The following is a 26601-nucleotide window of genomic DNA, read 5'->3' on the forward strand; positions in this document are numbered from 1 at the left end:
GACATGCGGTGGAGCCCGCTCGGGCGGTTTGGCCCCGCTCCCCTGTTCAGATTTGCCGGAAGGGCAGCCAATCCCAGGCCGACCCGAGTCCACTGCCGTCCGGAGACGCCAAACCGCGGACCATACGGTCCTGAACCAGCCGGCTCAAACCAGCCTGAGACAGGCTCGGCACGCTTCCTGCCGGGACAAAGCCCTGTAGAACCAAGTACCTAGCGCCTGTTCATAATAAAAACTCCAACTAAATTAGAAGCTTGGAAATAGACATTCAGGCACCGTTTGGTTAGCCGTCGCTACCTTGCGCCAACTTTTCCGCCGCCCCCTGCAGAGGCGGCACCCACCACCGCCCCGTAGCCCCATTTGGCTCGGATTCCGGTGACGGGGCAAAAGCGCGCCGTTAGAGCCGCTGCCCTCCCCAGTACGCCATGTCGGCCTCACCGCGGTCGCGGTCTCTCGTTCGAGAGATCGACGCCCCCTGTGCGCCCGACGCAACGGAGCAAGGAGTCATATGAAACTGGCTTGGATTTTGTGGCTCGCCTCCGTGCTGCCACCGCAAACCGCCGATTCGCTGTGTTTGAGCACCACCGTGTACCTGGAAGCCCGCGACCAGTCCCAGCGCGGCCAGCAAGCCGTCGCCGAGGTCGCCCTGCGCCGCCGCGACAGCGGCCTGTGGGGCGATACGGTCTGCGAGGTCGTCACCGCCAACAAGCAGTTCGCGCCGACCCTGGTCTCGCCGGGCACGCGCCTGAACAACTCCGAGGCCTGGGCCGAGTCGGTCAACGTGGCCTTGGCCGCCGAACGCAACTGGGCCCTGCCGGCCGGTCAGCGCAAGGAAATCGTGCCGGGCGCGAGCCACTTCGCCGCGCACGCGATCGCGAGCCCGTCGTGGCGCAACGCGTATCAGGTCGCCACCATCGGCGATCACACCTTCTACAAGGTGCAGAAGCTCAAGTCGCGCCGCGGCTGAGGTGGTGGGGCCGGGAATCGGGAATGGGGAATCGGGAATCGGCAAGCAGCCGCTTTTTACGATTCCCGATTCCCCATTCCCGATTCCCGTCCCGTAACACTGCGTTGCACCCCGCTGCTTGAGGATACGAAGCAGGTCGGTGATAGTCGCCGGCTTGTCTACTTATCGCAGAGGGGATACGGATGAAGCTCTACAGCAAGCCCGGCGCGTGTTCGACCGCGGACCACATCGCATTGCAGTGGACCGGCGGCGCCTTCGAAGTCGAAGTGATGGACAAGGGCACGATGAAGGCTCCGGCCTATCTCGCCATCAATCCGGCCGGCGCGGTGCCGGCGGTGGTCGATGGCGCGTTCGTGCTCACTCAGAACGCCGCGATCATGGGCTACATCGCCGACACGTTTCCGCAGGCGCAATTGGCCGGCGACGGCAGCGCGCAACAGCACGCCGAAGCTGCGCGTTGGCTCGCGTTCGTCAACTCCGACCTGCATCCGGCATACCTGCCGATCTTCGGGCCGGGCAAGTTCCATCCCGATCCCGCCCAGGCCGACACCGTGCGCCAGCACGCGCGCGAACGCGTGCACGCGCTGTACGCCAGCGCCGATCAGCGCCTCGCCGATCGCCAATGGCTCGCCGGTTTCCGCAGCTACGCCGATCCGTATCTCTACATCACCCTGCGCTGGGCCGACTCGGTCGGCATCGATCTGTCCGGCTACGCGCACCTGGCCGCGTTCAAGCGCCGCATGGAAGCCGACAGCGGCGTGCAGGCGGCGTTGAAGGCCGAAGGCCTGCTGTAAGCCACGGCCGCGGCCAGGGTGAGGGACGCGTTTACCCCAACCCCTCTCCCGCCGCGGGAGAGGGGCTTCATGGAATCTCGTTCGATCAGTACGCAACCGCGGCGACTGCGCGCCCGCTGACGCTCAACTTCCCGTAGCGAAGCGCGCCTCGATCTCGGCCGCGATGTCGTCCTTGCGCAGCTTCGCCAGCGCCGCGCTCAGATCCGGCAGCAATTCGGCGAGCTCCTCGCTGTTGCCGCAGCGCTCGATCTTCAACTGCAGGAAATAGCCGCGCAGGCCCAGATGCTCGCGCACGGTCTCGCTCATCAGGGTGTAGAGCGTGCGATAGCGCTCGGCCGCATCGGCCGGCACGGCGCCGTTGACCGCGACCGGGGCGGCCGGCGTCGGCGAATGCGCGAGCTGGGTCGCGGCGACGGCGGCCGAGGACGCGATCAAACCCATCGTTTCCAGCTGTTCCAGCGCATCGCCCGGCCCGTGCAGGCTGGCGATGAGGTCGCGCAGATGACGCGCGCTGCGATCGCCATCGACGATCAGCAGGATCGATCGCAGCACCGTCGGCAGCTTGCGCGTGCGGTGCTGGATTTCATCGCGACCTTCATTGGTCTTGACCGGAACATCACTGTCGCGCATGGCCTTCCCTCGTGCTCGATCCGTCTCACGACGGAAGTTCCGGAACCCGGCAACGCGGCATCACTCCCTGCGAAGATGCATTCGCGCGCTCGGCCAGCACCGACGACTCCGGCTGGCAGCGGACTATGACATCCGATTCCGTGACGATTCTGTGTCGTATTCGACGATAGTCGTATGCGGACGAACGTCAACCCACGAAGGTCGGATGCAACGAAAAAGGCCAGACGTTCGCCTGGCCTCGTTCGTGTCCGTATTGCGTTTTAAGCGCCGCGCGCAGGGCCGCGGCGACGCGATCAGCGCTTGTCGATCGACACGTACTCGCGATCTTCCGGGCCGGTGTAGTTGGCGCTCGGGCGAATGATCTTGCCGTCCTCGCGCTGCTCGATCACGTGCGCGCTCCAGCCGGTGGTGCGGGCGATCACGAACAGCGGGGTGAACATCGGCGTGGGGATGCCCATCATGTGGTAGGCCGAGGCCGAGTACCAATCCAGGTTCGGGAACATCTTCTTGCTGTCCCACATCAGGTTCTCGATGCGCTCGCTGACGTCGAACAGCACCTGGTTGCCGCCGTCCTTGCACAGCGCGCGCGAGATTTCCTTGATGATCGGATTGCGCGGGTCGCCGGTGGTGTAGACCGGATGACCGAAGCCGATGACGATTTCCTTGCGCTCCACGCGCGCGCGGATGTCGGCCTCGGCCTCATCGGCGCTGTCGTAGCGCGAAATGATGTCCATGGCGACTTCGTTGGCGCCGCCGTGCTTGGGACCGCGCAGCGCGCCGATCGCGCCGGTGATGCACGAATGCATGTCCGAGCCGGTGCCGGCGATGACGCGCGCGGTGAAGGTGCTGGCGTTGAACTCGTGCTCGGCGTAGAGGATCAGCGACTTGTCCAGCGAATCGGCCAGCAGCTGGCTCGGCGGCTCGCCGTGCAGCAGGTGCAGGAAGTGCGCGGCGACCGAGTCGTCGTCGGTCTCGCAATCGATGCGGCGGCCGTTGCGGGTGAAGTGCCACCAGTACAGCAGCATCGAACCGAAGCTGGCGATCAGGCGGTCGGCGATGTCGCGCGCCTCGCTGGCCGGATGGCCTTCGCGCTCGGGCAGCACGGTGCCCAGCACCGAGCAGCCGGTGCGCAGCACGTCCATCGGATGGGCATTGGCCGGAACCAGTTCCAGCGCGTCGGTGACGATCGCCGGCAGGCCGCGCAGGCGCTTGAGCTTGGTCTTGTAGGCTTTGAGCTGCGAAGCGGTCGGCAGCACGCCGTGCACCAGCAGGTGCGAGACTTCCTCGAAGGTCGACTTGGTCGCCAGATCGTGGATGTCGTAGCCGCGGTAATGCAGATCGTTACCGCTTCGGCCGACGGTGCACAGCGCGGTGTTGCCCGCGGCGGTGCCGCTGAGGGCGACGGATTTCTTCGGTTTGGGCAGGGTCTGTTGCGTATCGCTCATGGTCCTTCCTCTAGATAGATTGTCTTCTATTCCTTATTCCCTCTCCCGCTTGTGGGGTGAGGGGCCGCGCTTGCGAGCCATTGGCTCGCGCGGCACCGAACGCCCGAGCGCTATGCGCTCGGGCCGGGGTGTGGCAAGGGTGAGGGCACGCGAACTCCGGCTTACGTCGCTGGCGTGAAGTTTCGCCTGCCCTCATCCGGCCCTTCGGGCCACCTTCTCCCGCGCCCCGAAGGAAGTCACCTTGGGTGGCAAGCGGGAGAAGGAAAATCTCAAGCGTCTACAGATTGTCTTTTATTCCTTATTCCCTCTCCCGCCCGCGGGAGAGGGTAAGGGTGAGGGCGCGCGAATTCCGGCTTGCGTCGCTGGCTTGAAGTTTCGCCTGCCCTCATCCGGCCCTTCGGGCCACCTTCCCCGCGCCCCGAAGGAAGTCACCTTGGGTGGCAAGCGGGAGAAGGGAATTCGGTCAACCGCTTTTCTTCGCGAACAACGCGTCGAGCTTGCCCTCGAACGCGTGATACCCGATCCGGTCGTACAACTCCTCGCGCGTCTGCATGGTCTCGACCACGCCCTTCTGATGCCCGTCGCGACGGATCGACTGATAAACGTTCTCGGCCGCCTTGTTCATCGCGCGGAACGCCGACAGCGGGAACAACTGGATCGCCACGCCGGCCGAGGCCAGTTCGTCGCGGCTGAACAACGGCGTCTGCCCGAACTCGGTGATGTTCGCCAACACCGGCACCTTCACCGCATCGACGAAACGGCGGTAGGTCGGCAGGTCGTAGGCGGCCTCGGCGAAGATGCCGTCGGCGCCGGCTTCCACGCAGGCGATGGCGCGCTCGATCGCCGCGTCCACGCCGTCGACCGCGATCGCGTCGGTGCGCGCGATCAGGAAGAAATCCGCATCGGTCTTGGCGTCGGCCGCGGCCTTCACCCGATCGGCCATTTCGCCGGCCGAAACGATTTCCTTGCCCGGACGATGACCGCAGCGCTTGGCGCCGACCTGGTCTTCGATGTGGCACGCCGCCGCGCCGGCCTTGATCAGCGACTTCACCGTGCGCTCGATGTTGAACGCGCTCGGGCCGAAGCCGGTGTCGATGTCCACCAGCAGCGGCAGATCGCATACGTCGGTGATGCGGCGCACGTCGATCAGCACGTCCTCGAGCGTGTTGATGCCCAGATCCGGCAGGCCCAGCGAGCCCGCGGCGACGCCGCCGCCGGACAGGTAGATGGCGCGATAGCCGGCGCGCTTGGCCAGCAGGGCGTGGTTGGCGTTGATCGCGCCGATGACCTGCAACGGCGATTCTTCGGCGAGCGCGGCGCGGAACTTTGCGCCAGCGGAGGGTAAGGTCATCTTGAAGCTCCGGGTGGCCCGGTCGGGGCGATCCGGACATTTTAACCCGCGGCGCGGACCGGCCGATGACGCGGCGTGGCCGGGAACCGGCGACGGCCTCGGCCGCAAGCGCCTGAATGCGCAAAGTCGCGCGAAAAACGCGCATGGATGCGACCTGGATCGCGATGCCGGGCATCGCCCGCGCCGCCCGGAGCGCCGCGCGACTGCGCAAGCCCGGCCGTGCCGGCGGCACTTGCGCGCAACGCCGCGCCGCTCAGCCGATCACCTGCTCCACGCTGCCGTCCTGCGCGCGGATCTCGGTCTTCTGCACTTGCATCAGCAGGCTCGGGAAACCCTCGACCTCGTACTCGCCGGCCTGCGCGCGCAGGCGCGCGACCAGACTGCGCATGGCGCGATCATCCAGGCGCAGGTGCAGCGCGCCGTCGATGGCGTCCGCGCCGTTGCGCGCGGCCGGTTCGAACGCGATCCGCGCATCCGGCCCGACCACGGTGAAGGCATGCCCGAACGGCAGGCGCAGCGGCAACAAGGCCAGCAGTTCGCCGACCTGGCGCGCGCCGATCGATACGTGCGTCAGCGGCGGCCGCAGCAGACGCTTGCGCTGCTCCCAGCCCAGCTGATCGGTGTAGATCATGCCGACCGAGGAACCCTCGCGCGCGGAGCCTTCCGCCAGCCGCGCGGCGACATCCGGATCGGCCAGCAGCGAGCCGCGTTCCAGATCGGTCACCCACAGCGGCAGGTAATCCTTGAACACGTCCAGCACCTTCAAGGTGGACCAGCGCTTCAGCGCGAATTCCTCCTCGTTGGTCAGGCCGATCACCTGCAGGAATTCGACCCGGCCGTTTTCGCTGTCGATCGGCGGCAGCTCCGGATCGTGGGCGAAGGCGACCGAGCGGATCGCGCTGTCGCTGTCGGCGGCGATCGGGCCGTTGGCGTTGAGGTAATGGCCGGCGTGGAACGCATGGCCGCTGTCGAACACGTAGCGCGCCAGGTTCTGCAGGAAATTCAGCGCCCAGGCCGGCGGTTCTTCGCTGTCGTCGGGATCGCTCAGGCGCAGGGTCAATTCGAAACCGTAGCCGCTGAGCTGCGGATCGTCGGATTGTTTCTCGTACAGCTCGCTGAAACCGTAGGTGACGAAATGCCAGTGCGGCACCGGCGTGATGCGCTTGTACGCGCTGATGCCCGGCAGCGGATCGGCACCGCCCAGGGCGAAGCCGATCAGGGTGCCGTAGTGCTTGGGCTCCTGCCGCGGATAGATCCGGTTCAGCGCGTGATTGATCGCGTCCCAACCCGGAGCGCGATCCTCATCGGTGGGGGGCTCGGTTTCGGAATGTCGCATCGCGTCCGCCTTGGATTTCGTCGGGCCAGCCATGCTCGCCAAGTGCGCAGATGCTAACGCGATTGCGGAAAAATTTTGTCAACGCGCACAGTCGGTGATCAAAGGTGAATCATCCGCCCGCATCGGCACCGCGTTCGAGCGCGCGGCGCACTTCGTCCAGGGCCGCCGGATCGTCCAGCGTGGACAGATCGCCGGGATCGCGGTCCTCGGCCAGGGCCTGGATAGAACGCCGCAGCAATTTGCCCGATCGGGTCTTGGGCAGCGCATTGACCACATACACCCGCGCCGGCCGCGCGACCGCGCCGAGCAACTGCACCACGCATTGCTGCATGCCGGCCGCGGCGAGCTTGGGGTCCTGCTCGCCGGACGGCTTGAGCGTGGCGAACACCACCGGCACCTGGCCCTTGAGTTCGTCGTGCACGCCGATCACCGCAGCCTCGGCGACGCTGGCGTAACTGGCGACGGATTCCTCGATCTCGCGCGTGCCCAGGCGATGGCCGGCGACATTGATGACGTCGTCGGTGCGTCCGAGGATGAAGGTGTAGCCGTCGTCGTCGCGGATCGCCCAGTCCAGCGAGCTGTACAGCAGTTCGTTGAAATGGCTGAAATAGCTCGACAGGAAGCGGGCGTCGTCGTTCCACACCGTGGTCATGCAGCCCGGCGGCAGCGGCGGCACGATCACCAGCACGCCTTTTTCGTTGGCGCCGACATCCCGGCCGGTGGCTTCGTCGATCACGCGCAGGTGATAGCCCGGCGTCGGCAAACCGGGCGAACCGAACTTGACCGGTTTCAGGTCCAGCCCCGGCATCAGCGCCAGCACCGGCCAGCCGGTTTCGGTCTGCCAGTAGTTGTCGATGATGGTCTTGCCGATGCCGTCGGTGATCCAGTGCGCGGTCGGCTCGTCCAGCGGCTCGCCGGCGAGGAACAGCCATTGCAGCCGCGACAGATCGTGTTTTTTCAGCCACGACGGGTCTTGCTTCTTCAGCACGCGGATGCCGGTCGGCGAGGAGAACATGGTGCGCACGCCGTATTGCTCGCAGATGCGCCACCAGATGCCGGGATCGGGATTCGTCGGCAGGCCTTCGTACAACACCGAGGTGGCGCCGGCGATCAGCGGGCCGTAGACGTTGTAGGAGTGGCCGACCGCCCAGCCGACGTCGGAGGTGGAAAACATCACTTGTCCTGCGCGGATGTCGTAGATCGACCACATCGACAAGGCCAGCGCGACCGCGTAGCCGCCGACATCGCGCTGCACGCCCTTGGGCTTGCCGGTGGTGCCGGAGGTGTAGAGCAGATAGCTGGGCTCGTTGGACTCCAGCCATTGCACATCGACTTCGACGCCGTCGTAGCGCGCGCGCAGCGTGGCGTAATCGACATCGCGGCCCGCGACGACGCAGTGATCCGGATCGAGCCCGCGGCCGACGATCAACACGTGCGGCGGCGGCGTGGAGGCCTCGGCGCAGGCGGCATCCACCAGCGGTTTGTACGGGATGACCTTGCCGCCGCGCATGCCGGCGTCGGCGCAGATCAGCAGCTTGGGTTCGGCGTCGTCGATGCGCAGCGCCAGGTTGTGCGCGGCGAAGCCGCCGAACACCACCGAATGCACCGCGCCGATGCGCGCGCAGGCCAGCATCGCGAACACCGCTTCGGCCATGTTCGGCATGTAGATCACGACCCGGTCGCCGCGGCCGACGTCCAGCGACTTCAGCGCCGCGGCGAAGGTGTTCACCTCGCGATGCAGCTCGCGGTAGCTCAGCTCGCGGGTTTGCCCGGTTTCGCTGGAGATCACGACCAGGGCCAGTTGATCGCCGCGTTCGTCCAGATGCCGGTCGATGGCGTTGTAGCAAAGATTGGTTTCGCCGCCGGCGAACCATTGCCGGAACGGCGGCCGGGAATAGTCCAGGATCTGCCGCGGCGGCGTATGCCAATGGATCGCTTGGGCCTGCTCGGCCCAGAACGCTTCGGGCTGCTCGATCGAGCGGCGGTGAAACTCCTCATAGCGCATGCGACAGTCTCGGCCAGGGTATCCGCCCGCAGGCTAGACCACGGGCGTATCGGACGCGTTACGACCATGGTCTAGGCGCGCGGCCGTTGCGCGGACGTGAAGTGCGCTTCGCCGAGGAAGCGAGCGCGGGCGAAGCGCAGCCGACGAAGCGGCCGCGAAGGAACCCAGGCCCACGAAAAACGCCGGAGCCTCGCGGTCCCGGCGTTTACCGGCAAAGGCGGCGCACCGTTGCTTGCGCCGCGGGTTCGCCGATTGGGTTCCGGCGTGTTCGATTCCAACGCCGCCGCGGTCGCGGCGGCTCGACGCGAGGCTCAGTCCGGACGCACGTCCACGCGCACGCGGATGCGGTCGCCAGGGTTGTGGTCGGTGCGGGTGCGATAGGTCTTGCCCGCGTATTCGTAGGTGACGTCGTATGCGCTGACCGCGCGTTCGCCGCCGGTGGGGTAATAGTTGCCGTTGCTCGACACCGGGTCGCACACCCGCACCGAGCCGGTGCGCGGCTGCTGGCTGCGCTTGTTCTGCTCGTAGATGCTGCGGCCGGCCATGCCGCCGACCATCGAGCCGATCGCCGAGGTCGCATAGCGCGCGCTGCCGCCGCCGACCTTGCTGCCGAGCACCGCGCCGACGATGCCGCCGACCACGGTCGCGGCGGTGCGGCCGCCTTCGGTGCCGGCGCTGCGGCGCTCGCTGCCGTAGGAGTCGTAATAGGAGTCGCCGTTACCGTTGCCGTCGCCGTAGTAGGCGTCGCCCTGCACATAGGTCGGACGCTCGTAGCAGCGCGGGCCGTTGACCGGCTGGGTGCTGTAGGTTTCGAACACCGGATCGACCCGGACCACCCGCGCGAAATCGATCTGCGAGCTGTAGCTGGCGTTGCTGGTGCTCTGCGGATAGGTGTTCTGCGGATAGGTGTTCTGCGGATAGCTGTTTTGCGGGTAGCCGTAGGATTGCGCCGAGGCGGCGCCGGTGACGGCGGCCAGCGCCAGGCCCAGGACGGTGACGAGCGAGCGGTTCATGGTGGACTCCCGGGCGCCGGGATGGCGCGAAGCGGATCGTCGGTCCGCGGCGGTCAACCCGGGCTGAATGCGGGCGGGCGCGGCGGATGCGGGCGTGAAGCGTTTACCTCGCCGACAGCCAGTCGGCCGCCTGCGCGGCCGTCCGCGCCGCGTCGCGGCCCAGCAAGGGGCCGACATGACTGCCGGGACCGACGATCAGATTGCCGCCGATCGCGGCCGCGAACCGGGCGGTGAGTTGCGGTTCCACGTCTTCGTCGCCGCGCGAAGCGATGCACAGCACCGGGCAGGCCGGCCGCGGCGCGTCGACGCCGGCCAGGGCGCGGCGCAGGACAGCGCCGGATTCGTCGCGCCAGCGGCGCTGGGCGTAGAGGATCGCGGCCTCGTCGGCGTCGGGCATGGCGCGGCGGGTCGTGGCCAGGCGCGCATGGCGGCGCCAGGCGATGAGATCGGGCCATTCGCGCGCGGGGCGCGTCGCGGCGTCGGTGTCGGGGATCGGCGGTGCGGCCCAGGGTTGGGGCCGCAGCGGGTTGATCAGGACCATCGCGTCGGCCAGATCGCCGCACAGCCAGGCCAGCAGGCCGCCGAGGCTGGCGCCGACCACCGCGCGCGGACGCGGCAAGGCCGCCAGCGCGGCGCGCATCTGCTCGCGGTAGTCGTCGAGCGTGGTCGCTTCGATACCTTGCGGGGAAGGCTGCAGGTCCGGCGCCAGCGTGTCCACGCCGCGCGCGTGCAGCACCTCGCGCCACAGATTCCATTCCCAGCCGCCAGCACCGGCGCCGTGGATCAGCAGAACGTGGCGGATCGGGATTGGTGATGTCATGGATTCTTTCGGACGGGCATTAAACGGGGCTCGATGAGTCGTCTTCCGCCTTTCTGTTCAGCCCACTATCCGCCAGTGGCCTCTAGCCCCTCTCCCGCTTGCGGGAGAGGGGTTGGGGTGAGGGCATGCGGAGTTGCGACCAGCGCCGCCGACCCGTTTTCGCGCGCCCTCATCCACCCTGCGGGCACCTTCTCCCGCGATGCGGGAGAAGGAAAAGCGTCAGACCAACTTCGCTTCCAGACTCATCGGCACCGCGCTTAGCGCCTTCGACACCGGGCAGTTGGCCTTGGCGTCCTCGGCGATGGCCTGGAACTTGGCCGCGTCGATGCCCGGAACCTCGGCGGTCACCTTGAGCCGGATCTGCGACAGCGTCGGGCCGCCCTCCATCGACAGATCGACTTCGGCGCGGGTGTCGAGCTTGGCCGGCGGATGCCCGGCCTCGGTCAGCTTGGCCGACAAGGCCATGGTGAAGCAGCCGGCGTGGGCGGCGGCGATGAGTTCTTCCGGATTGGTGCCCTTCTCTTCGCCGAAGCGGCTGTTGAAGCCGTAGCGGGTGTTGTCGAGCAGCCCGCTCTGCGGCGTGCTCAGACGGCCCTGCCCGCTCTTGAGATCGCCTTCCCAATGCGCGGTGGCGTGACGCGAGATACCCATGTGTGGCTCCGGTGCGGTGAGGGGAGGCTTAGGGTAGCGACGAAGATGTTACGGAGGCGGGAATCGGGAGGCGGGAATCGGGAATGGGGAATCGGGAATCGGAAAGGCAGGTGCGACTGTATCGTCCAAACGAAGCTTCAGGTTCTATCGATTCCCGATTCCCGATTCCCGATTCCCGTTCCCCATTCCCCATTCCCGACTCCCGGCCTTCCTGCCGCACCGCAACACCCGCAATCGCCAAGCAGTGCGCGCTTCGCGTGTCCGGGCTTGACCCACCCCGCCGCCTGCGGGAGTCTGTGGGTCCCGGCGACCCGCCGGCCCGCCATGACCGCCCGCCGAGCGCCACGCTCGGGCGCGCAGCGCGGACAGCCATGACGGCCTTCGCACCCTTACGTCCAGGGAGAAGTCCGCTCATGTCCTACAGCACAGAATCGATTCGCAATGTGGCCTTGGCAGGCCACCCCGGCGCCGGCAAAACCACGCTCTTCGAAGCCCTGCTGCAGGCCGGCGGCGCAGTCCAGACGGCAGGCAGCATCGAACGCGGCACCACGGTGTCGGATTTCGATCCGGTCGAAAAACAACGCGGGCATTCCCTCGACGCCGCCATCGCCAGCACCGATCACGCCGGCATCCACCTCAATCTGATCGACACCCCCGGGTATCCGGATTTCCGCGGCCCCACGCTGTCGGCCCTGGCCGCGGTGGAAACCGTCGCGGTGGTGGTGGACGCCGACACCGGCGTCGCCTACGGCACCCGGCGCATGATGGAACACGCCAAGGCGCGCGGTCTGTGCCGGGCGATCGTGATCAACAAGATCGACCACGAAGGCGCCGACGCCGCGCGCGTGCTGGAAGCGATACGCGACACCTTCGGCGCCGAATGCCTGCCCCTGAACCTGCCCGCCGACGGCGGCGGCAAAGTCGTGGACTGCTTCGGCGCCTCCGCCGGCGACAGCGACCTGGGCCCGGTCGGCGACTGGCATCAGAAGATCATCGACCAGGTCGTGGAGATCAACGAAACGGTGATGGAGCATTACCTCGACCTCGGCGAAGGCGGCCTGTCCGGCGAGGAACTGCACCAGGCCTTCGAGCAATGCCTGCGCGAAGGCCATCTGGTGCCGGTGCTGTTCTGCTCGGCGCGCAGCGGCGCGGGGGTCAAGGAACTGCTCGACGTCGCCGAACACTTATTCCCGCATCCGGGCGAAGCCAACGCGCCGCCGTTCTTCAAGGGCATCGGCGAGGACGCCAAGCCGATACTGGCCGTGCCCAACGCCAAGGCGCACGTGATCGCCGATGTGTTCAAGATCGTCAACGATCCCTTCGTCGGCAAGCTCGGCGTGTTCCGCGTCTACCAGGGCACGGTCAGGAAAGACACGCAATTGTTCGTGGACGACGGCAAGAAACCGTTCAAGGTCGGGCATCTGTTCAAGCTCAAGGGCAAGGACCATGTCGAGATCGATCAGGCCATTCCCGGCGACATCGCCGCGGTGGCCAAGGTCGAGGAACTGCATTTCGACGCGGTGCTGCACGACAGCCACGACGAAGATCAGATCCATCTGGCGCCGCTGAACTTCCCGCGGCCGATGTTCGGCCTGGCGGTGGAAGCGGCGAGCAAGGGCCAGGAGCAGAAGCTCGCCACCGCCCTGCACAAACTGTCCGAGGAAGATCCGTGCTTCCAGGTCGAGCACGAAACCGAGACCAACGAAACCGTGATCCGCGGCCTGTCGGACCTGCACCTGCGCATCAACATCGACCGGCTCAAGGACAAGTACGGTGTGGAGGTCAAGGCGCGCCCGCCGCGCATCGCCTATCGCGAAACCGTGGCCGGACGCGCCGAAGGCCATTACCGCCACAAGAAACAGACCGGCGGCGCCGGCCAGTTCGGCGAAGTGTTCCTGCGCGTGGAACCCTTGCCGCGCGGCAGCGGCTTCGAGTTCGTCGATGAGGTCAAGGGCGGCACGATTCCGGGCCAGTTCCTGCCGGCGGTGGAGAAAGGCGTGCGCCAGGTGCTGCACGACGGCGCGGTCGCCGGCTATCCGATCCAGGACGTGCGCGTGATCGTCTACGACGGCAAATACCACAGCGTGGACAGCAAGGAAGTCGCCTTCGTCGCCGCCGGCAAGAAGGCGTTCCTGGACGCGATCAACAAGGCGCGGCCGCAAGTGCTGGAGCCCATCGTCGAGTTGGAAGTCAACGCGCCCGAGCAGCACATGGGCGACATCAGCGGCGGGCTGGCCAGCAAGCGCGCGCGCATCAGCGGCACCGACAGCATTCGCGGCGGCGAGATCGTGGTGCGCGCGCAGGTGCCGCTGTCGGAGCTGGAAGGCTACGCAGCCGAACTCAAGTCGGTGACCGCCGGACGCGGCCGGTATTCGCTGGATTTCAGCCATTACGAACCGGTGCCCGGCAACGTCCAGCAGAAACTGGTGGAGGCCTACAAACCCAGGCACGAGGAAGACTGATACCGTTCGCGTTCGTCCACAGCCCTACGTTCCCATGCCCAAGCCGCGCAGCGCCCGCGAACGCGCCGATCTGATCAACACCTACGCCAACCGGCTCAGCCACCGCGGCGACGAAGCGCGCGCGCTGAACTGGTACGAGCAGGCGACCCAGGCCGATCCGGCCTGGGCCGCGCCCTGGTTCAACATCGGCCTGGTGCACAAATACCGCGGCGAGTGGGCGCAGTCGCTGGCGGCCAACCGCCAGGCGCTGGAGCGCGACGGCGGCCACCAGGGCGCGTGCTGGAACCTGGGCATCGCCGCGACCGCGCTGCACGATTGGCCCAGCGCGCGCGAGGCATGGCGGCGCTACGGCATTCCCCTGCCCGAGGGCGAAGGCCCGATCGAAACGCAGGGCAGCCTGGGCGCGGTGCGCATCGACCCGGAAGGCAATGCCGAAGTGGTGTGGTGCGATCGCATCGACCCGGCCCGCGGCCGCATCCGCAACGTGCCCTTCCCGGGCAGCGGCCATCGCTACGCCGACATCGTCCTGCACGACGGCGCGGCCAACGGCAGGCGCCGGATCGGCGAGAACGAATACCCGGTGTTCGACGAATTGGAGCTGTGGCGGGCCTCGCCGTATTCCACCTTCGAAGCCTGGATCGCCACGCCGGCGCCGGAACTGCTGAGCACATTGGCCGAACGCATCCATCGCGGCGACGGGCAGATCGAAGACTGGACCCAGTCGGTGCGCTACATCTGCGCGGCGTGCTCGCAGGGCGATCCGGTTCAGGCGCACGACCATCCGGTGGTCGACGACAGCAGCGATACACGCTGGATCGGCCTGGCCGCGGTCGAGGAGACCATGGTGCGCGCGGCCATCGACGACTGGCTGGGCGAGCATCCCGAAGCGAGCCTGGTCGAATTCCGCTGTTCTCTTGCCGCCGGCGTCACGGATTGAACGCAGACAATCGGCTCGGGCCGCATTGCCGTATTGCCGCTCGGGCCGATGACGGCCCGGACGGTCTGAAGCCGGCTTCGATGCGTCGCGCTCACGGCGCGCACGAAGCGGCGTTACTACCATGGACATCGACGGAGGAATGCACGATGCCGACGCTCGCTGGATTCGAACGCAATCGCCATGAGCCGTGCCGGAGGCGAACCGGTGCGGGGCGCTTGGGGGTATTGCTGATGGTGCTGGTCGCCGGCTTGCCGGTTTGGGAGGTTGCGGCGAAGGGTAAATCGGCTTCGGCGAAGGGCGCTGTCGAGAATCGCTGCGGTTGGTTCGTCAATCCCTCGCCGGCCAACGCCTGGCTGATCGATCGCGACGGCGAATGGATCATCGCGACCCAGGGCGGCGAGCAGGCCGAAGGCGACTGGCCGCCGCCGATCGCCGAGAAGCAATGGGTGTCCTACGGCGGCGGCAGCTACGGCCACGGCTGCGCCTGCATGCGTGTGCTGACCGATCGCAAGACCATGCAGGTCAAGCGCATCGTCTCGTCGGCGGGCAAAACGCTGGCCCAATGCCGGCGCGATCCCAAGCTGGTAGAACCGCGCGACTGATCGCGCCCGCCCCTCACCCACACGACACCGATGGCTCTCGACCTCACTCTCCCGCCCGACCACGGCCCGCCGCTGGAGCACGATCCGGAACTGGCCGAGATCGTCTCCGATGCCCTGGACGTGGTATCGAATCCGACCGATCTGATCGTGACCGTGCTGGTGCTGATGGCCGCGCTGATCATCGGCGTGCTGGCCACGCGCAAGCTCAAGCTGATGCTGGGCCACCATCGGCCGAACCTGCGCACGCTGGTCGAGTACCTGTGCACGCCGCTGCTGATGCTGTTGACCTTGGGCCTGTTGAGCCTGTTCGGCGGCACGCTCGACAATCCGCTGATCGGCCTGGGCGGCACCCTGCTCTTCTTGTTCGTGTTCATCCGCGTGCTCGGCATGGTGGTGGAACTGCTGTTCCGGCCGACCATGCTGCTGAAAGTCATGCTGCGGCTGGTGACCGTGGTGTCGTGGCTGGCGCTGGTGTTCGGCGTGTTCAAGGACCGCAGCAAGCTGATCGCCCAGATGTATTCGGCCAAGTTCGAATTCGGCGGCATCGCGCTGTCCAGCGAAGGCGTGCTGCGCGGATTGGTGGTCGGGGTGGTGATCGCCATCGTCGCGCTGTGGGGCGACAAGGCGGTGACCAACCTGCTGCGCCGCAGCCGCACCCTGCAGCCGAATTTCGTGCTGGCGCTGTCGCGGATTTTCAGCGTCGCGGTATGGATCGGCGCGACCGCGGTGATCTTCTCGATCAGCGGCATCAACCTCACCGCGCTGGCCGCCTTCAGCGGCGCGCTCGGCATCGGCCTGGGGCTGGGCCTGCAGAGACTCGCCGCCAGCTACATCAGCGGCCTGATCGTGCTGTTCGAACAATCCGTGCGGGTCGGCGACAACATCGCCACCAACAACATCGTCGGCCGGGTCACCCGCATGACCGTGCGCTACACCATGATCCGCACCCGCGACGGCGTGGAAGCCATCGTTCCCAACGACAGCCTGACCAGCAACGTCATCGTCAATCAGTCCTGGTCCGACCGCAATCTGCGCCTGGTCTGCGGCATCCTGGTCAAGGGCGATGCCGACCTGGCGGTGGCGCGCCAACTGTTCGTCGATGCGATGGCCGCGCAGGAACGCGTGCTGCAACAACCGCCGCCGCATATGTACATCACCGGCGTCAACGACAAGGGCATCCAGCTCGACGGCCATTTCTGGATCAGCGATCCGGAGAACGGCCAGCACAACGTCATCTCGGATATCTACGACGCGACCCTGGCGGCGTTCCGCAAGAACGCGATCGGGCTGGTGGCGCAGTAACCATCCGTCCCGGCGGCGCAACACAGCGTGCCGATGGACGGTCCCGCGTCGCCGGTCAGCTTCGCCGCGCCGGGAGTAGGATGGCCGCGTGACCGAGACCACGCATCCGCGGTTTTTCTGGCAGTTTCCGATGAAGCTGGTGCGCGAAGCGCGGCTGGCCGAATTCCTGCCCGACGACGGCCGACTGCGCATCCTGTTCCTGTGGGGCAAGGACTGCCCGAACTGCGATATCGCTAAGGGCCAGATGCTGCTGGCGCAAGAGCGCTTCAGCTGGCCGGACGTGGAGTGGCTGCACGACAACGTCTACGAAGACCCAAGCATGGGCATCCACTTCGGCCTGCACGGCATCCCGGCGTTCCTGGTGTTCCGCGGCGCGAAGAAGCTCGGGCGGATCGGGCAGTGGCCGGGCACCGAGGCGTTCGTCGCCGCGATCGATAAGTTGCGTGGGGAAAGTTACGTGCCGGCGTGATGCGGCGCGATTTTCCGGGTCTTTGCCCGTCATTCCCGCGAAGGCGGGCTCCGCTTTACTTTACTTCGGCGGAGCCGAACATCCAGCGACTTCAAGCGTTCTCGCACGAAAGGCCCTGGATTCCCGCGTTCGCGGGAATGACGAGCAAAAAACACAGGACGACAGCGGGCTGTGGCCGACCGTAGCCAGCGACAGCCATCAGTTCGACGTCGCGCTCCGCGATGTCCCGGGCAGCCTGCATCGACCCGGCGGCGGCCGTCGGGCCATCGCCGCGTTCGCGGAATGCGCCTTGCCGGCCGTGCGGCGGCGGCCCCGCCCCCACCGGGCTTGGAGAAACCCTCGGCTCGGAGCAGACTTCGCTTCTGTGTCCAGACCGATTCCGCCGCCATGTTCGACACCGCCACCCTCGCCACCTATCTGATCGCCGCCGCCATCCTGGTGCTTATCCCCGGGCCCGGCACCGCCTGGATCGTCGCCCAGAGCGCGGCCGGCGGCACCTCGCGCGGCGTGCAGGCGGCGTTCGGCCTGGAAACGGCGACGCTGATCCATGCCCTGGCCGCGGGCCTGGGCCTGTCGGCGTTGCTGGCGACATCGGCGCTGGCGTTCGAAGTGATCAAGTACGCCGGCGCGGCCTATCTGATCTGGCTCGGCATCAAGGCCTGGCGCAGCGGCGCGCCGGCGCAGGAAGCGGACACGGCGCCCGTGCGCACGCAAGTCTCGGCGCGCGATGTGTATCTGCGCTCGGTGGTGACCGGCGTGCTCAATCCCAAGGTCGCGCTGTTCTTCCTGGCGTTCCTGCCGCAGTTCGTGCATCCCGAGCGCGGCATGGTGTGGCTGCAGTTCCTGGTGCTCGGCGGGTTGTTGTCGATGATCGGCATGCTCAACAGCCTGATGCTGAGCTTCGCGGTCGGCCGCTTCGGCCGTCGCTTCAAGGCCGGCGGCGGCCGCTGGAAGGAACGCCTGACCGGCAGCGTGTTCATCGCCCTGGGCCTGCGCCTGGCGGTGCAGCAGCGCAGCTGACGCGGTCGGCGATGGCGCGGCATCGATGGGTGACGCGCGGCGGTTTTTCCGCGCCGCCGGTCGGCGCGGCGTTCGCAAGCGCCGGCCCCAGCCGTTAGCATCGGCAAGCGGCTGCGAATCGCGCGGCGCCTCACCCGGACCCGCACCGATGCGCCTATTGATTCCCGCCCTGCTCGCGCTGACCTTCGTCGGCTGCTCCTGCCAACGCCAGAGCCAGAGCGATGCCGACGCCGCGCCGGCACCGGCGCCCGCGACGACGACCGCGTCCGGCCCGACCGCCGCGCAATTGCGCGCGCAGGCGCTGGAGCGGCAACGCCAGCAGGCTTATGTCGAAGCGGTCGATGTGCTGCATACGTATCTGCAGCAATTGGGCAGCGGCAAGCGCGAGGAAGCCGACAAGCACTGGGCCTATCAGCGCCAGCCGCGCGGCAATGAAGAATCCGATCTGCGATCGCTGAAGAATCCACGCGCGGTGCGGATCGAAAACGAAACGCCCACTGCGCTGGACCAGGAACCGGTGCCGGAACTGCTGGAGATTCCGGTGAATCTGCGGGTCACCCTGGACGACGGCGAAGGCCGCCGTTACAAGGGCTGGTACCGGATGCGCCGCAACTCGGTCGATCGGCATTGGGAACTGACCGCGGCGTCGATCGCGGTCGAGTTGAAGTAACCGCGCGCCGACCTGCGGCCGGAACCGCCCGCATGCCGCCCCCGCCCCGCCCGCGGCTCAGCGCGCAGCCAGCTAGCTGAGCGCGCGCCCCGGCCCGACGTGCGGCACATCGCCGCGGCCGCGAGCGCGCCTATACACTCGACGCATGCGCTGCCGACCCGGCGCGGCGCGACCCGCTCGATGGATCACACATGCGCTCACTTCATCCGCTGACCCTGCCGGCCGCCGCGCTGGCGATCTCGCTCGCCCTCGCCGCCTGCGGCGGCAAAGATCCGGCCGCGGGCGAGAACGCACAAGGCGACTCCGGGCAATCGCTGCCCGCGCCCGAAAGCGGCCGCGGCGGCGTGACCGGCATGCCCGACAAGCCCGGCCCCGGCCAGGTCGGCGCGCCCGCCGAAACGCCGCCGGCCGCGCAGGCGCTGGACGAAAACGGCAATCCGCTGCCGGTCGCCGGCGAGATCGCGCCGAATCCGGACCCCGCCGCCGTCGCGCCCGACGCCGCGCCCATCGACGCCGCCACCGCCGAACCCACGGCGGAAGACGCGGTCGCCGTGATCCGCGATTACTACGCCGCCATCAACGGCAAGAATTTCGACCACGCCTACACGCTGTGGTCCGACGGCGGCCGCGCCAGCGGCCAGGACCCGCAGCAGTTCGCGAACGGTTTCGCCCAGACAGCCGGCGTATCGGTCGAAGTGATGCCGCCCGGCCGCGTCGATGCCGGCGCCGGCCAGCGCTACGTCGAAGTGCCGGTGGCGATCGCCGCGACCCAGCGCGACGGCAGCCAGCGCAAATACATCGGCGGCTACACGCTTCGCCGCGCCGTCGTCGACGGCGCCAGCGCCGAGCAGCGCGCCTGGCACATCGCCAGCGCCGATATCCGCGAGGTCAAGCCGTAAGCGCAACAACCTCGTGAGCGCCGACGTCCGATGTCGCCGCCGGCGCCGCGGCACCGGGTTCGAGGAACACCATCCGCGGGGGCGGATGCATCAGGAAGTTCTGGTGCGAGATATTCCAGGCATAGGCGCCGGCGAGCGGAAACACCAGGCAATCGCCCACCGCCAGCGCCTCGACCGCCTGCCCGCGCGCCAACACGTCCTTGGGCGTGCATAACTGCCCGACCAGGGTGACCTTCTCCTGTCGCAGCGTCGGCGCGCCGTCGCCGCGCAGCACATGGAAGGGATGGTCGTGATTCTGCGCCGCCGGCGTGCGGAAGTGATGGGTGCCGCCGCGTGCGACAGCGAAGTGCTCCCCAAAGCTGCGCTTGATGTCGATCACTTCCATGACGTAGTAACCGCAGGCGACGCTGACGAAGCGGCCGGGCTCGAAGCGGATGCGCAGGCCGTGCCGCTCGGGCAGCGACAGTTCGCGCAAGCCATCGCAGAAGGCCTGCCAGTCGAACGAATTCGCGTGGTCGGCGTAATCGATGCCGAACCCGCCGCCGGCATTGACCGTGCGCACGTCCAGACCGTAGCGCTCGCGCCACAGCACGGCGGTGCGGACGTAGGCCTGCACCAACTCAAGCTGCATGGCCACGTCGCGTTGATGCGACATCAGATGGAAGTGGAAACCCTCCAGGCGCAGGTGCGGGTTCTCGCGCAGGCATTGCACCGCCTGCGGCAACGCATCCTCATCGAGCCCGAACGGCGTCGGCTTGCCGCCCATCATCAGGCGCGTATCGCGGATGCCGGGCACGTTGATGTTCATGCGCAGGAACACTTGCACGGTCCGGCCCGCCGACGCGGCGATGCGCGCCAGCCGCCGCAACTCGCCGAGGCTTTCGACATGCACGGTGCAATCGGGCAAGGACACCGCCTGGGCCAGTTCGCTGTCGAGCTTGCCCGGGCCACCGAACAGCAGCGGGCGCCCGGGCTGTTGTTCGTGCAGCCAGCGCAGCTCGCCGCCGGACGCGGCCTCGAAACCGTCCACCCACGGCGCCAGCGCCCGCAGCACCGGGGCTTCGGCGTTGGCCTTGGCGGCGTAGTAGATTTCGTAGCCTTGCGGCATACAGGACTTCATCCAGCGCGCATGCGCCTGCAGCGAGGCCAGATCGTAGATGTAGGCGCAGACGCCATCGCCCGATTGCGCGCGCAGTTGCCCGATGGCAGCGGCGACGGCCGGATTCATGCCGCTTCCTCGGCCGCGGCCCAGACGCGGATCGGATTGGCCAGCGCGGTGTAGTCCGAATCGCGATCGGCGCGCTTGAACACGCGGGTGCGCAGGTTGTTCTTGCTCGGCAGCGCGTCGCCCTCGACCAGGCCCTGCAGCAACGGCTGACGGCCGAAGCGTTCCTGCCAATGCACGGCCAGCGCGCCGACGACGCTCCACAAGCGGTCTTCCAGCGCGCTGTCGCCGGCGGCGATATGGAACATCGCTTCGGCCAGATTGTTGATCAACGCGCAGTACGCGACGCGATTCCAGCCGAGTTCGCGCGAATACTGCACCGACTGGCGCGCTCGCTCGGACCATCCCTGCAACCGCTCGGGCGGCCATTGTTCGGCGACCAGCTTGGTGCCTTCCAGATCGCGGACCCACACCCGCGCCGGCAAATCGTGGTTGAAGCCGATCAAGGTGTTCTGCAGATGCGGTTCGAGCACGATGCCGTGCTTGAAGAACGCCAGCCATACGCCGTCGAGCAGGCATTTCGCGTAGGCCGCGAACCATATCTCGGCCGCGTGGGCGTAACCGCCACCGTGATGGCGCGCGTAACGCTCGACCAGTTCGCGGCAGACGCTGTTGCCGAGCCGGTCGCGGGCGAACAAGGCGCCGGCCACCTGCGGCCGGTAACGTTCCAGCACCAATGTCTGGAAGCTGTTGCGATAAAGAATGCCGAAGCTCTCGCCGAGTTCGCGCACGTCGGCTTCGTCGCCCTCGCCCGCCGCGGCGGCGAAGTCGAGCGTGGTCGCCGCCGGTTCCAGCAGCACGTCGAAGCCGGTGGCGCGGTTGCGTACGTCGTCCCAGGCGCTGGCCAGCAGATCGGTCAAGGCGACGGCGCTTTCCAGTTCGTACCAGGCGTTCTTGCGCACGCAATTGGTCAGGCGCACGTGGATCGACATCTTGAGGAAGTAATCCGCCTGCGGGTGATACATCGTGCGCACCGACGACGTCGGCGCGAGCGCTTCGCCGAGCCCGCCGAGCGGTTCGATCAGGCCCTGCGCGCGGGCGCGCTGCCACACCGGATTGGCCAGGACGCGCTCGACTTCCCATGGATGGCAGGGGTACAGATGGTCCTCGCCGGACAGTTTCGCGAGCACCGGGGTAACGTCAGCGCCGTGGCGTTGCAGCAATCGCGGATCGACGCGGAACCAGTACAGCAGGAACTCGCTGCGCGCTTCCGGCGAGCAGGCCAGGGCCTGTTCGATATCGATGCCCTCGCGGCTTTTCGGCGTGGGATGCAGGGCATGTCCCCAGACCATGCCCTGCTCGGCGTCGAGCATCGCGTTTCCGCTTTCGCGCGCGTCCGCCGCCAGCGCCAGCAGGCGCGCGTTGACGGCGATGCTGTTGTCGCACTGCGCCTGCAGCTCATGGTTGAAGCCGCATTCGTCCGCGAGCCGGTCCAGGAGGAAATGGATCAACGTCGCCGCATCCGCCGATCGCCAGGGCTCGCCGGGCGACTTGAGATAAGGCGATCCGGCGTATTCGCAGCGGCCCAGCCGGCTGCCGCGCTGCGCGCGCACCATCAGGCGATAACCGGGCTGGGCGAAGCGGAGGCGGATCAAGGCGCCGCCGCCTTGATCGAAGCGCGCCGGCCGGTCCTGGCCGCGATAATCGAAATCCACTTCCCCGCGCGGTATGGCGAACTCGCGCAGATAGCAGTTCAACCAGCATTCGATGGCGTTGGCCTGGGCCTGACCGTCGTACCACTGTTCATGCATCGTTTGTCGCGACATGACGTTGCCTCTGAGTCTGGAATCGGAACGTATAGACCGCCAGGGACAGCGCCAGAGCGCTGACCGCGGCGGCCACGAAGAAGGGCATGGACAAGCCATAGCGATGCACCAGGGCGCCGGCGCACACGCCAGCCAGGGCGCCGGCCCATTTGCCGCAGGCATCGAAGGTGCCGAACAGGCGGCCGGCCGGACGGCCGCTGGCGCATTCGCTCAAGGCGCGATTGATGCCGCTGAAGGCCAGCAGCATCCCGGCGCCGTACAACACCCGCACCGGCGCCAACCACGCGGCGCTGTGCAGCACGCCATGCGCGGCGCAGGCCAGGGCGAGCAGGAACAAGCCGCCGAACAGCCTGCGTTGCGACGGCGTCTGGCGCGAGCGCAACCACGGCATCGCCAGCAGATACACCAGGTGCGGCAGGCTGTAGAGCAGCCCGGCCATGCTGTCGTTGCCGACGCCCAGCCGCTCGCTGTAGGGAATGAAATACGGAAAGGTCACGACCATCGCGAAGCAGAACAGGAACTGCACGCCATACAGGCCGAACAGTTCGCGCCGGTCGTCGGCGAACGCGACCGGCACCTGCCCTGCGCTCGCTTTGGGTTTGGCGGCGATGGTGTCGGTGGGCAGCCACCACGTGATCGCCAGCGCCAGCGCCGGCAACGCCGCCAGATACAGATACAACTGCAAAGTCTGGCCGTTGCCGGTGACCAGCCCGAGCAACGGCGGCGCCGAAACCATGGCCAGGCGCGCCGAGAACTGCGTCCAATCCAGCGATCGCGACAGCGCCGCGCCTTGCGATTGCGTGGACAGGTAGGCGTTGGCGGCGGCCATCGAGCCGCCGCAGGCTCCCTGCACGACCAAACCCAGCACGAACACCGCAAGATTCGGCGCTGTGCCGGCCAGGACGAAGCCGATCACCAACCCCATCTGCGCGCGCATCAACGACAGCTTGCGGCCGTAGCTATCGGAGAACCTGCCCCACGCACTCGCCGTCAACGCGGTGCAGATCGTCGGCAACACGTACAGCACGCCGACCAGCCAATCCGGCGCGCCGGGGGCGAGTTCGGCCAGCACCCGCGGCATGAAGATCGGCAAGCCCAGCGCGGTGAATGCCGCCAGATAGTGCGCCGTCAGAACCGGGCCGAGGATGCGCATCAGGCCGCCTCGCTCGCGGGTTCGGACGCGATCTTCGGCGCAGGCGCGACATCGGCGTCGCTCTCGGCGGTCGCGAGCATGAAGTTCGGGCCGCTGTCGCCATAGAACTTGTTGATGTCGGCCGCGCCCGTGGCCTTCTTGCTGTAGAGGCTGCCGGCGCAGAGAAGATATTTGACCGGCAGGCGCGGCGCACGCAGCAGCGTCCAGGCCGGGGCGGTATCGATGCCTTCGGCTTCCAAGCCTTGCAGCGCCGACGACAGCGCCGCGCGCAGCGTCTTGTACATCGCCGCGCGCAGCGTCGTATCGCCGGCCGCCACGCCCTCCAGCACCGCGACCAGGCACAGCTGCAAGGTGATCGTGCAGAACATCCGCGCCAGGGCGTCGTCGTCGCCGACCGCGATGCGCTCGTCGCGCAGCGGGCCATGGCGATCGACGTCGTTCAATCGGGAGCGCAGGCGCGGCTGCAGCACTCGCGCCGAATCGTTGTCCTTCATCAGCAGGCGCGGCGACGCATCGGCGCGATAGATCAACACGGCGTTCTGCTGGTTCGATTCCAGCGCCACGCCATAGCTCAGCCACAGGCGCAGATGCACGTCGCACAACAGCTGCGCGTAGTCCTGCCACCAGGCCAGCAGATCGCCGCCATGGAAGCGATCGGCCAGATGCCGCGCGAACGGCCGGCCATCGGGCATCGCGCTGCACAGCGCGGCCACCGGCACCAGCGTGCCACCGTCGAGGGACTGCGGGTATTCGCGCACCAGATAGGCCAGATGCTTGGCCTCATCGACATGGCCGCCGTGGGCTTCATCGACATGCAGGAAACGTCCACGCAGCGCCGGATCGGTCGCGCCGATTTCGCTGAGCACGCGCTGGAACCAATGCCCGTCGTACAGCGTAGAAGGTTTGATCAGCCGCAGGTTGAGCGCGCCCAGCGTGCGCATCAGCAAGGGCAGCTTGATGTGGTGACGTGGGTGATCGACCGGCATGACGGTACGCACCGACAACGTCGGCCGCACGCGCAGATAAGCCAGCGGCGCGCGCAAAGTATCGGCCGGCAGCGCAAACTCATCGAGTCGCGACCAAGTCAGCGGGTGGACCGGCATGGCCGAATGGGTGGCTTCGAACGATTCCGCGAGTCCCAGCTCGCGCAGGCGCGGCCAGAATTCCGGCGCCGGCGTGGTCTGCGTGAGCGCTTGCTTGGGCACCGCCAGCCAATGCAGGTCGAAACTCGGATCGAACTCGGGCGCGTAGCCGCGCAGCGCGGCCTCGTCGAAGCCGGACTTGGCGCGCGCGGTGGGATAGAAGGGATGGTCGCGATAGCTGGCCACCTGATCGATGCGCAGCGCGCGCTCGGTCCAGCCTTCGCTGTCGAGCACGGTCGCCAGCGCCGGCGCGTTGCGCTCGTATGCGGTGCGCGCCAGGGCGCGGTGCTGCGCGGCGCAGGCCGCTTCTTCCGCGTAGGCGCGGTGCAGGAGCACGGTCTCTTCGTCCATGTCCTGACCGATCAGTTCCAGCCAGGCTTCGGCGCCGTGTTCCGGGACGAAGCCGTCGGCGCTCTGCCTGACCCAGCCGTCGCTGATCGCGCTCACGCTCTGCATGGCGTCGCTGCGGCGGACCGGCAGCCACAACACACCGGCGGGCAGATGATCGACGCGCCACCACCGTTGCGGCGGCTCGCCTGCGCCCCAGGCCCGGACGACATCGGCCGGCGCGGCCGCTTCGCCGCCGCGACCGACGATGCCGCGCACGTCTTCGCGCAGGCAGCAATCGATGATGCGCCAGGCGACGTAGGCGCGGTCGGTATCGGCGTCGCGCACGATCGAGGGCGCGATCATGCGCGGATGTCCCAGTGCAGTTGCGGTTCCACGACGGACAGGGCCTGCGTCAGATCGGCTTCGCTGTCGGCGATCACGCTCAGCGCGCCGAGGTAATCCTTGTTGGATTGACTCAGGCGCACCTCTTCGCCCTGCTTGCGCAGGCTGCGGTACACCGCGTGCGATCGCGGCGATGCCTCGGTGCGATCCTCGCTGGCCTGCACCAGCCGACCGGCATTGCGCGCCACGTAATAGCGCACCAGGCCCTGCTTGGCCGTCTGCCAAGCGCGCAGATCCAGCGGTTGCCCCAGGTGCAGGCGCAGCGCGTGCTCGAACCAGCGGCCGTCGAACAACCGGTCGAGCATGAACTCGCGGCCGTCGCCGATGCTGCGGTAATTGATCTCGATCAGGACCGGGCCGTTCTCGGTCAGCACGAATTCGCTGTGGCAGACGCCGAAACCGACGCCGAAGGCCAGCACCTGCGCCAGCGCCTGTTCGCGATGGCGCAGGCCGATGGGACCGTTCCAGGTCGCTTCCAGTTCGATGAAATGCGGCGGCTCGGACAGGCGCACGTCGAATCCGCCGACGGCGCGGGCGTGGCGGCCGTCGCTGAGCGTTTCCACAGTGAACAACGGCCCGCGCAGAAAGCTTTCGAGCAGCACGGTGCGGCCCGGGAACCGGCTCCAGTATTTTTGCCCGTAGGCCTGCAATTCCTCAGCCGAGGCGCACAGCTGCACGTCCAGGCTGGCGACGCCTTCGCGCGGCTTGGCGACCACGGGGAAGCGCGCGTCCGCCGGCAAGGGTTGGCCTTGCGTCCAACTGTGGAACCACGGCGTCGGCAGGCCCAGGTCGCGCAGGCGCTTGCGCATGGCGGCCTTGTTCTTGGCGGCGTAGCACACGCGCCAGTCCTTGCCGGGCACGTCGAAGCCTTGCGCCACCAGCGCCGCGGAGGTCTGCAGGTGATCGCTGTTGGAGAACACCGCCGCCGGTTGAATGCCGAGCGTGCGCAGCGCGTCGATCGCGCTCAGCGGATTGAATACATCGCACTCGATGATCTGCTGCGGCGCGAATTCGGGATTCGCGCTGAAGTATTCGAGGTGGTCGAGGCGGCAATCGGTCAGCAGCACGACCGGAAGTCCCAGGCGTTGCGCGGCGAGAATGAATCCCTCCGTGACGGCGGGGTGGCGGACGTGGGTGAGGATCACCAGGGGATTAGCGTCCATCTATGCGAGTCCTTGAGGGGGAAGGGTCAGAAAGTGAATTCGAAGCCGAC

23 protein-coding genes are annotated in these 26601 nt (G+C 67.5%); 10 read left to right on the forward strand and 13 right to left on the reverse strand.

Annotation, left to right across the window (positions count from 1 at the left end; all coding sequences use genetic code 11):
* The first annotated feature begins 505 nt into the window (after nt 1–505).
* Together J7J50_RS06635 and J7J50_RS06640 are read left to right on the forward strand one after the other, a co-directional pair.
* Nucleotides 506–964 (forward strand): cell wall hydrolase, encoded by a 459-nt coding sequence (locus J7J50_RS06635; RefSeq protein WP_057942040.1) that lies wholly within the window; start codon nt 506–508, stop codon nt 962–964.
* Between the two features lie 182 nt (nt 965–1146).
* Nucleotides 1147–1758, forward strand: coding sequence for a glutathione S-transferase N-terminal domain-containing protein (locus J7J50_RS06640; protein ID WP_215058272.1), 612 nt, complete (start codon nt 1147–1149; stop codon nt 1756–1758).
* Between the two features lie 123 nt (nt 1759–1881).
* Here the strand turns inward: J7J50_RS06640 and J7J50_RS06645 are convergent, their stop codons facing one another.
* The 8 genes from J7J50_RS06645 to J7J50_RS06680 form a co-directional block, all read right to left on the reverse strand.
* Nucleotides 1882–2388, reverse strand: coding sequence for a hypothetical protein (locus J7J50_RS06645; protein WP_215058273.1), 507 nt, complete (start codon nt 2386–2388; stop codon nt 1882–1884).
* Nucleotides 2389–2681: 293 nt separating this feature from the next.
* The gene (gene prpC / locus J7J50_RS06650; RefSeq protein ID WP_215058274.1) at nt 2682–3833 is read right to left on the reverse strand and encodes a 2-methylcitrate synthase; all 1152 of its coding nucleotides are present in this window, start codon (nt 3831–3833) and stop codon (nt 2682–2684) included.
* A 463-nt stretch (nt 3834–4296) separates the two neighbouring features.
* Entirely contained in the window at nt 4297–5184 is an 888-nt protein-coding gene (gene prpB / locus J7J50_RS06655; RefSeq protein ID WP_215058275.1) for a methylisocitrate lyase, read from the reverse strand.
* Between the two features lie 253 nt (nt 5185–5437).
* Nucleotides 5438–6520, reverse strand: a complete 1083-nt coding sequence (locus tag J7J50_RS06660; RefSeq protein WP_215058276.1) for a suppressor of fused domain protein — start codon at nt 6518–6520, stop codon at nt 5438–5440.
* 109 nt (nt 6521–6629) lie between these two features.
* Complete coding sequence (prpE, locus tag J7J50_RS06665) at nt 6630–8525, reverse strand: propionate--CoA ligase (RefSeq protein WP_215058277.1); 1896 nt, start codon at nt 8523–8525, stop codon at nt 6630–6632.
* Nucleotides 8526–8836: 311 nt separating this feature from the next.
* Nucleotides 8837–9538 carry a hypothetical protein gene (locus J7J50_RS06670; RefSeq protein WP_215058278.1) on the reverse strand — a complete coding sequence of 234 codons (702 nt, stop codon included), beginning with the start codon at nt 9536–9538 and terminating at the stop codon, nt 8837–8839.
* 103 nt (nt 9539–9641) lie between these two features.
* Nucleotides 9642–10358 carry an alpha/beta fold hydrolase gene (locus tag J7J50_RS06675; RefSeq protein WP_215058279.1) on the reverse strand — a complete coding sequence of 239 codons (717 nt, stop codon included), beginning with the start codon at nt 10356–10358 and terminating at the stop codon, nt 9642–9644.
* Between the two features lie 219 nt (nt 10359–10577).
* A complete protein-coding gene (locus J7J50_RS06680) occupies nt 10578–11009 on the reverse strand; it encodes an OsmC family protein (protein WP_215058280.1) in 432 nt (143 codons plus the stop codon).
* Nucleotides 11010–11422: 413 nt separating this feature from the next.
* Between J7J50_RS06680 and fusA the strand changes: the two genes are divergently transcribed.
* From fusA to J7J50_RS06720, 8 genes are all read left to right on the forward strand, one after another.
* Nucleotides 11423–13471, forward strand: coding sequence for an elongation factor G (gene fusA, locus J7J50_RS06685; protein WP_215058281.1), 2049 nt, complete (start codon nt 11423–11425; stop codon nt 13469–13471).
* 34 nt (nt 13472–13505) lie between these two features.
* Complete coding sequence (locus J7J50_RS06690; protein WP_215058282.1) at nt 13506–14408, forward strand: tetratricopeptide repeat protein; 903 nt, start codon at nt 13506–13508, stop codon at nt 14406–14408.
* A gap of 215 nt (nt 14409–14623) precedes the next feature.
* Nucleotides 14624–15010 carry a DUF4087 domain-containing protein gene (locus J7J50_RS06695; RefSeq protein ID WP_251044614.1) on the forward strand — a complete coding sequence of 129 codons (387 nt, stop codon included), beginning with the start codon at nt 14624–14626 and terminating at the stop codon, nt 15008–15010.
* A 30-nt stretch (nt 15011–15040) separates the two neighbouring features.
* A complete protein-coding gene (locus tag J7J50_RS06700; protein ID WP_215058283.1) occupies nt 15041–16312 on the forward strand; it encodes a mechanosensitive ion channel domain-containing protein in 1272 nt (423 codons plus the stop codon).
* Nucleotides 16313–16400: 88 nt separating this feature from the next.
* Entirely contained in the window at nt 16401–16781 is a 381-nt protein-coding gene (locus J7J50_RS06705; RefSeq protein WP_215058284.1) for a thioredoxin family protein, read from the forward strand.
* Between the two features lie 387 nt (nt 16782–17168).
* The gene (locus J7J50_RS06710; protein WP_215058285.1) at nt 17169–17801 is read left to right on the forward strand and encodes a LysE family translocator; all 633 of its coding nucleotides are present in this window, start codon (nt 17169–17171) and stop codon (nt 17799–17801) included.
* Between the two features lie 148 nt (nt 17802–17949).
* Nucleotides 17950–18471 carry a hypothetical protein gene (locus tag J7J50_RS06715; RefSeq protein ID WP_215058286.1) on the forward strand — a complete coding sequence of 174 codons (522 nt, stop codon included), beginning with the start codon at nt 17950–17952 and terminating at the stop codon, nt 18469–18471.
* A gap of 191 nt (nt 18472–18662) precedes the next feature.
* Nucleotides 18663–19370: a hypothetical protein gene (locus J7J50_RS06720; protein ID WP_215058287.1), complete on the forward strand. Its 708-nt coding sequence runs from the start codon at nt 18663–18665 to the stop codon at nt 19368–19370.
* Here the strand turns inward: J7J50_RS06720 and J7J50_RS06725 are convergent.
* From J7J50_RS06725 to J7J50_RS06745, 5 genes are read right to left on the reverse strand one after another with little or no spacing between them, the layout of a single operon-like run.
* On the reverse strand, nt 19360–20598 hold the full coding sequence (locus tag J7J50_RS06725) for a type III PLP-dependent enzyme (RefSeq protein WP_215058288.1): 1239 nt from the start codon (nt 20596–20598) through the stop codon (nt 19360–19362). The two genes, J7J50_RS06720 and J7J50_RS06725, sit on opposite strands and share 11 nt — an antisense overlap.
* Nucleotides 20595–22361, reverse strand: coding sequence for an IucA/IucC family protein (locus tag J7J50_RS06730; protein WP_215058289.1), 1767 nt, complete (start codon nt 22359–22361; stop codon nt 20595–20597). The genes J7J50_RS06725 and J7J50_RS06730 overlap by 4 nt, the downstream gene beginning before the upstream one ends.
* Entirely contained in the window at nt 22339–23517 is a 1179-nt protein-coding gene (locus J7J50_RS06735) for an MFS transporter (protein WP_215058326.1), read from the reverse strand. The genes J7J50_RS06730 and J7J50_RS06735 overlap by 23 nt, the downstream gene beginning before the upstream one ends.
* Nucleotides 23514–25349, reverse strand: coding sequence for an IucA/IucC family protein (locus tag J7J50_RS06740; protein WP_215058290.1), 1836 nt, complete (start codon nt 25347–25349; stop codon nt 23514–23516). The genes J7J50_RS06735 and J7J50_RS06740 overlap by 4 nt, the downstream gene beginning before the upstream one ends.
* Nucleotides 25346–26551: an ATP-grasp domain-containing protein gene (locus J7J50_RS06745; protein WP_215058291.1), complete on the reverse strand. Its 1206-nt coding sequence runs from the start codon at nt 26549–26551 to the stop codon at nt 25346–25348. The genes J7J50_RS06740 and J7J50_RS06745 overlap by 4 nt, the downstream gene beginning before the upstream one ends.
* Nucleotides 26552–26601: the final 50 nt, after the last annotated feature.

The sequence above is a fragment of the Lysobacter sp. ISL-50 genome (assembly GCF_018612875.1).
Classification (GTDB): Bacteria; Pseudomonadota; Gammaproteobacteria; order Xanthomonadales; family Xanthomonadaceae; genus Lysobacter.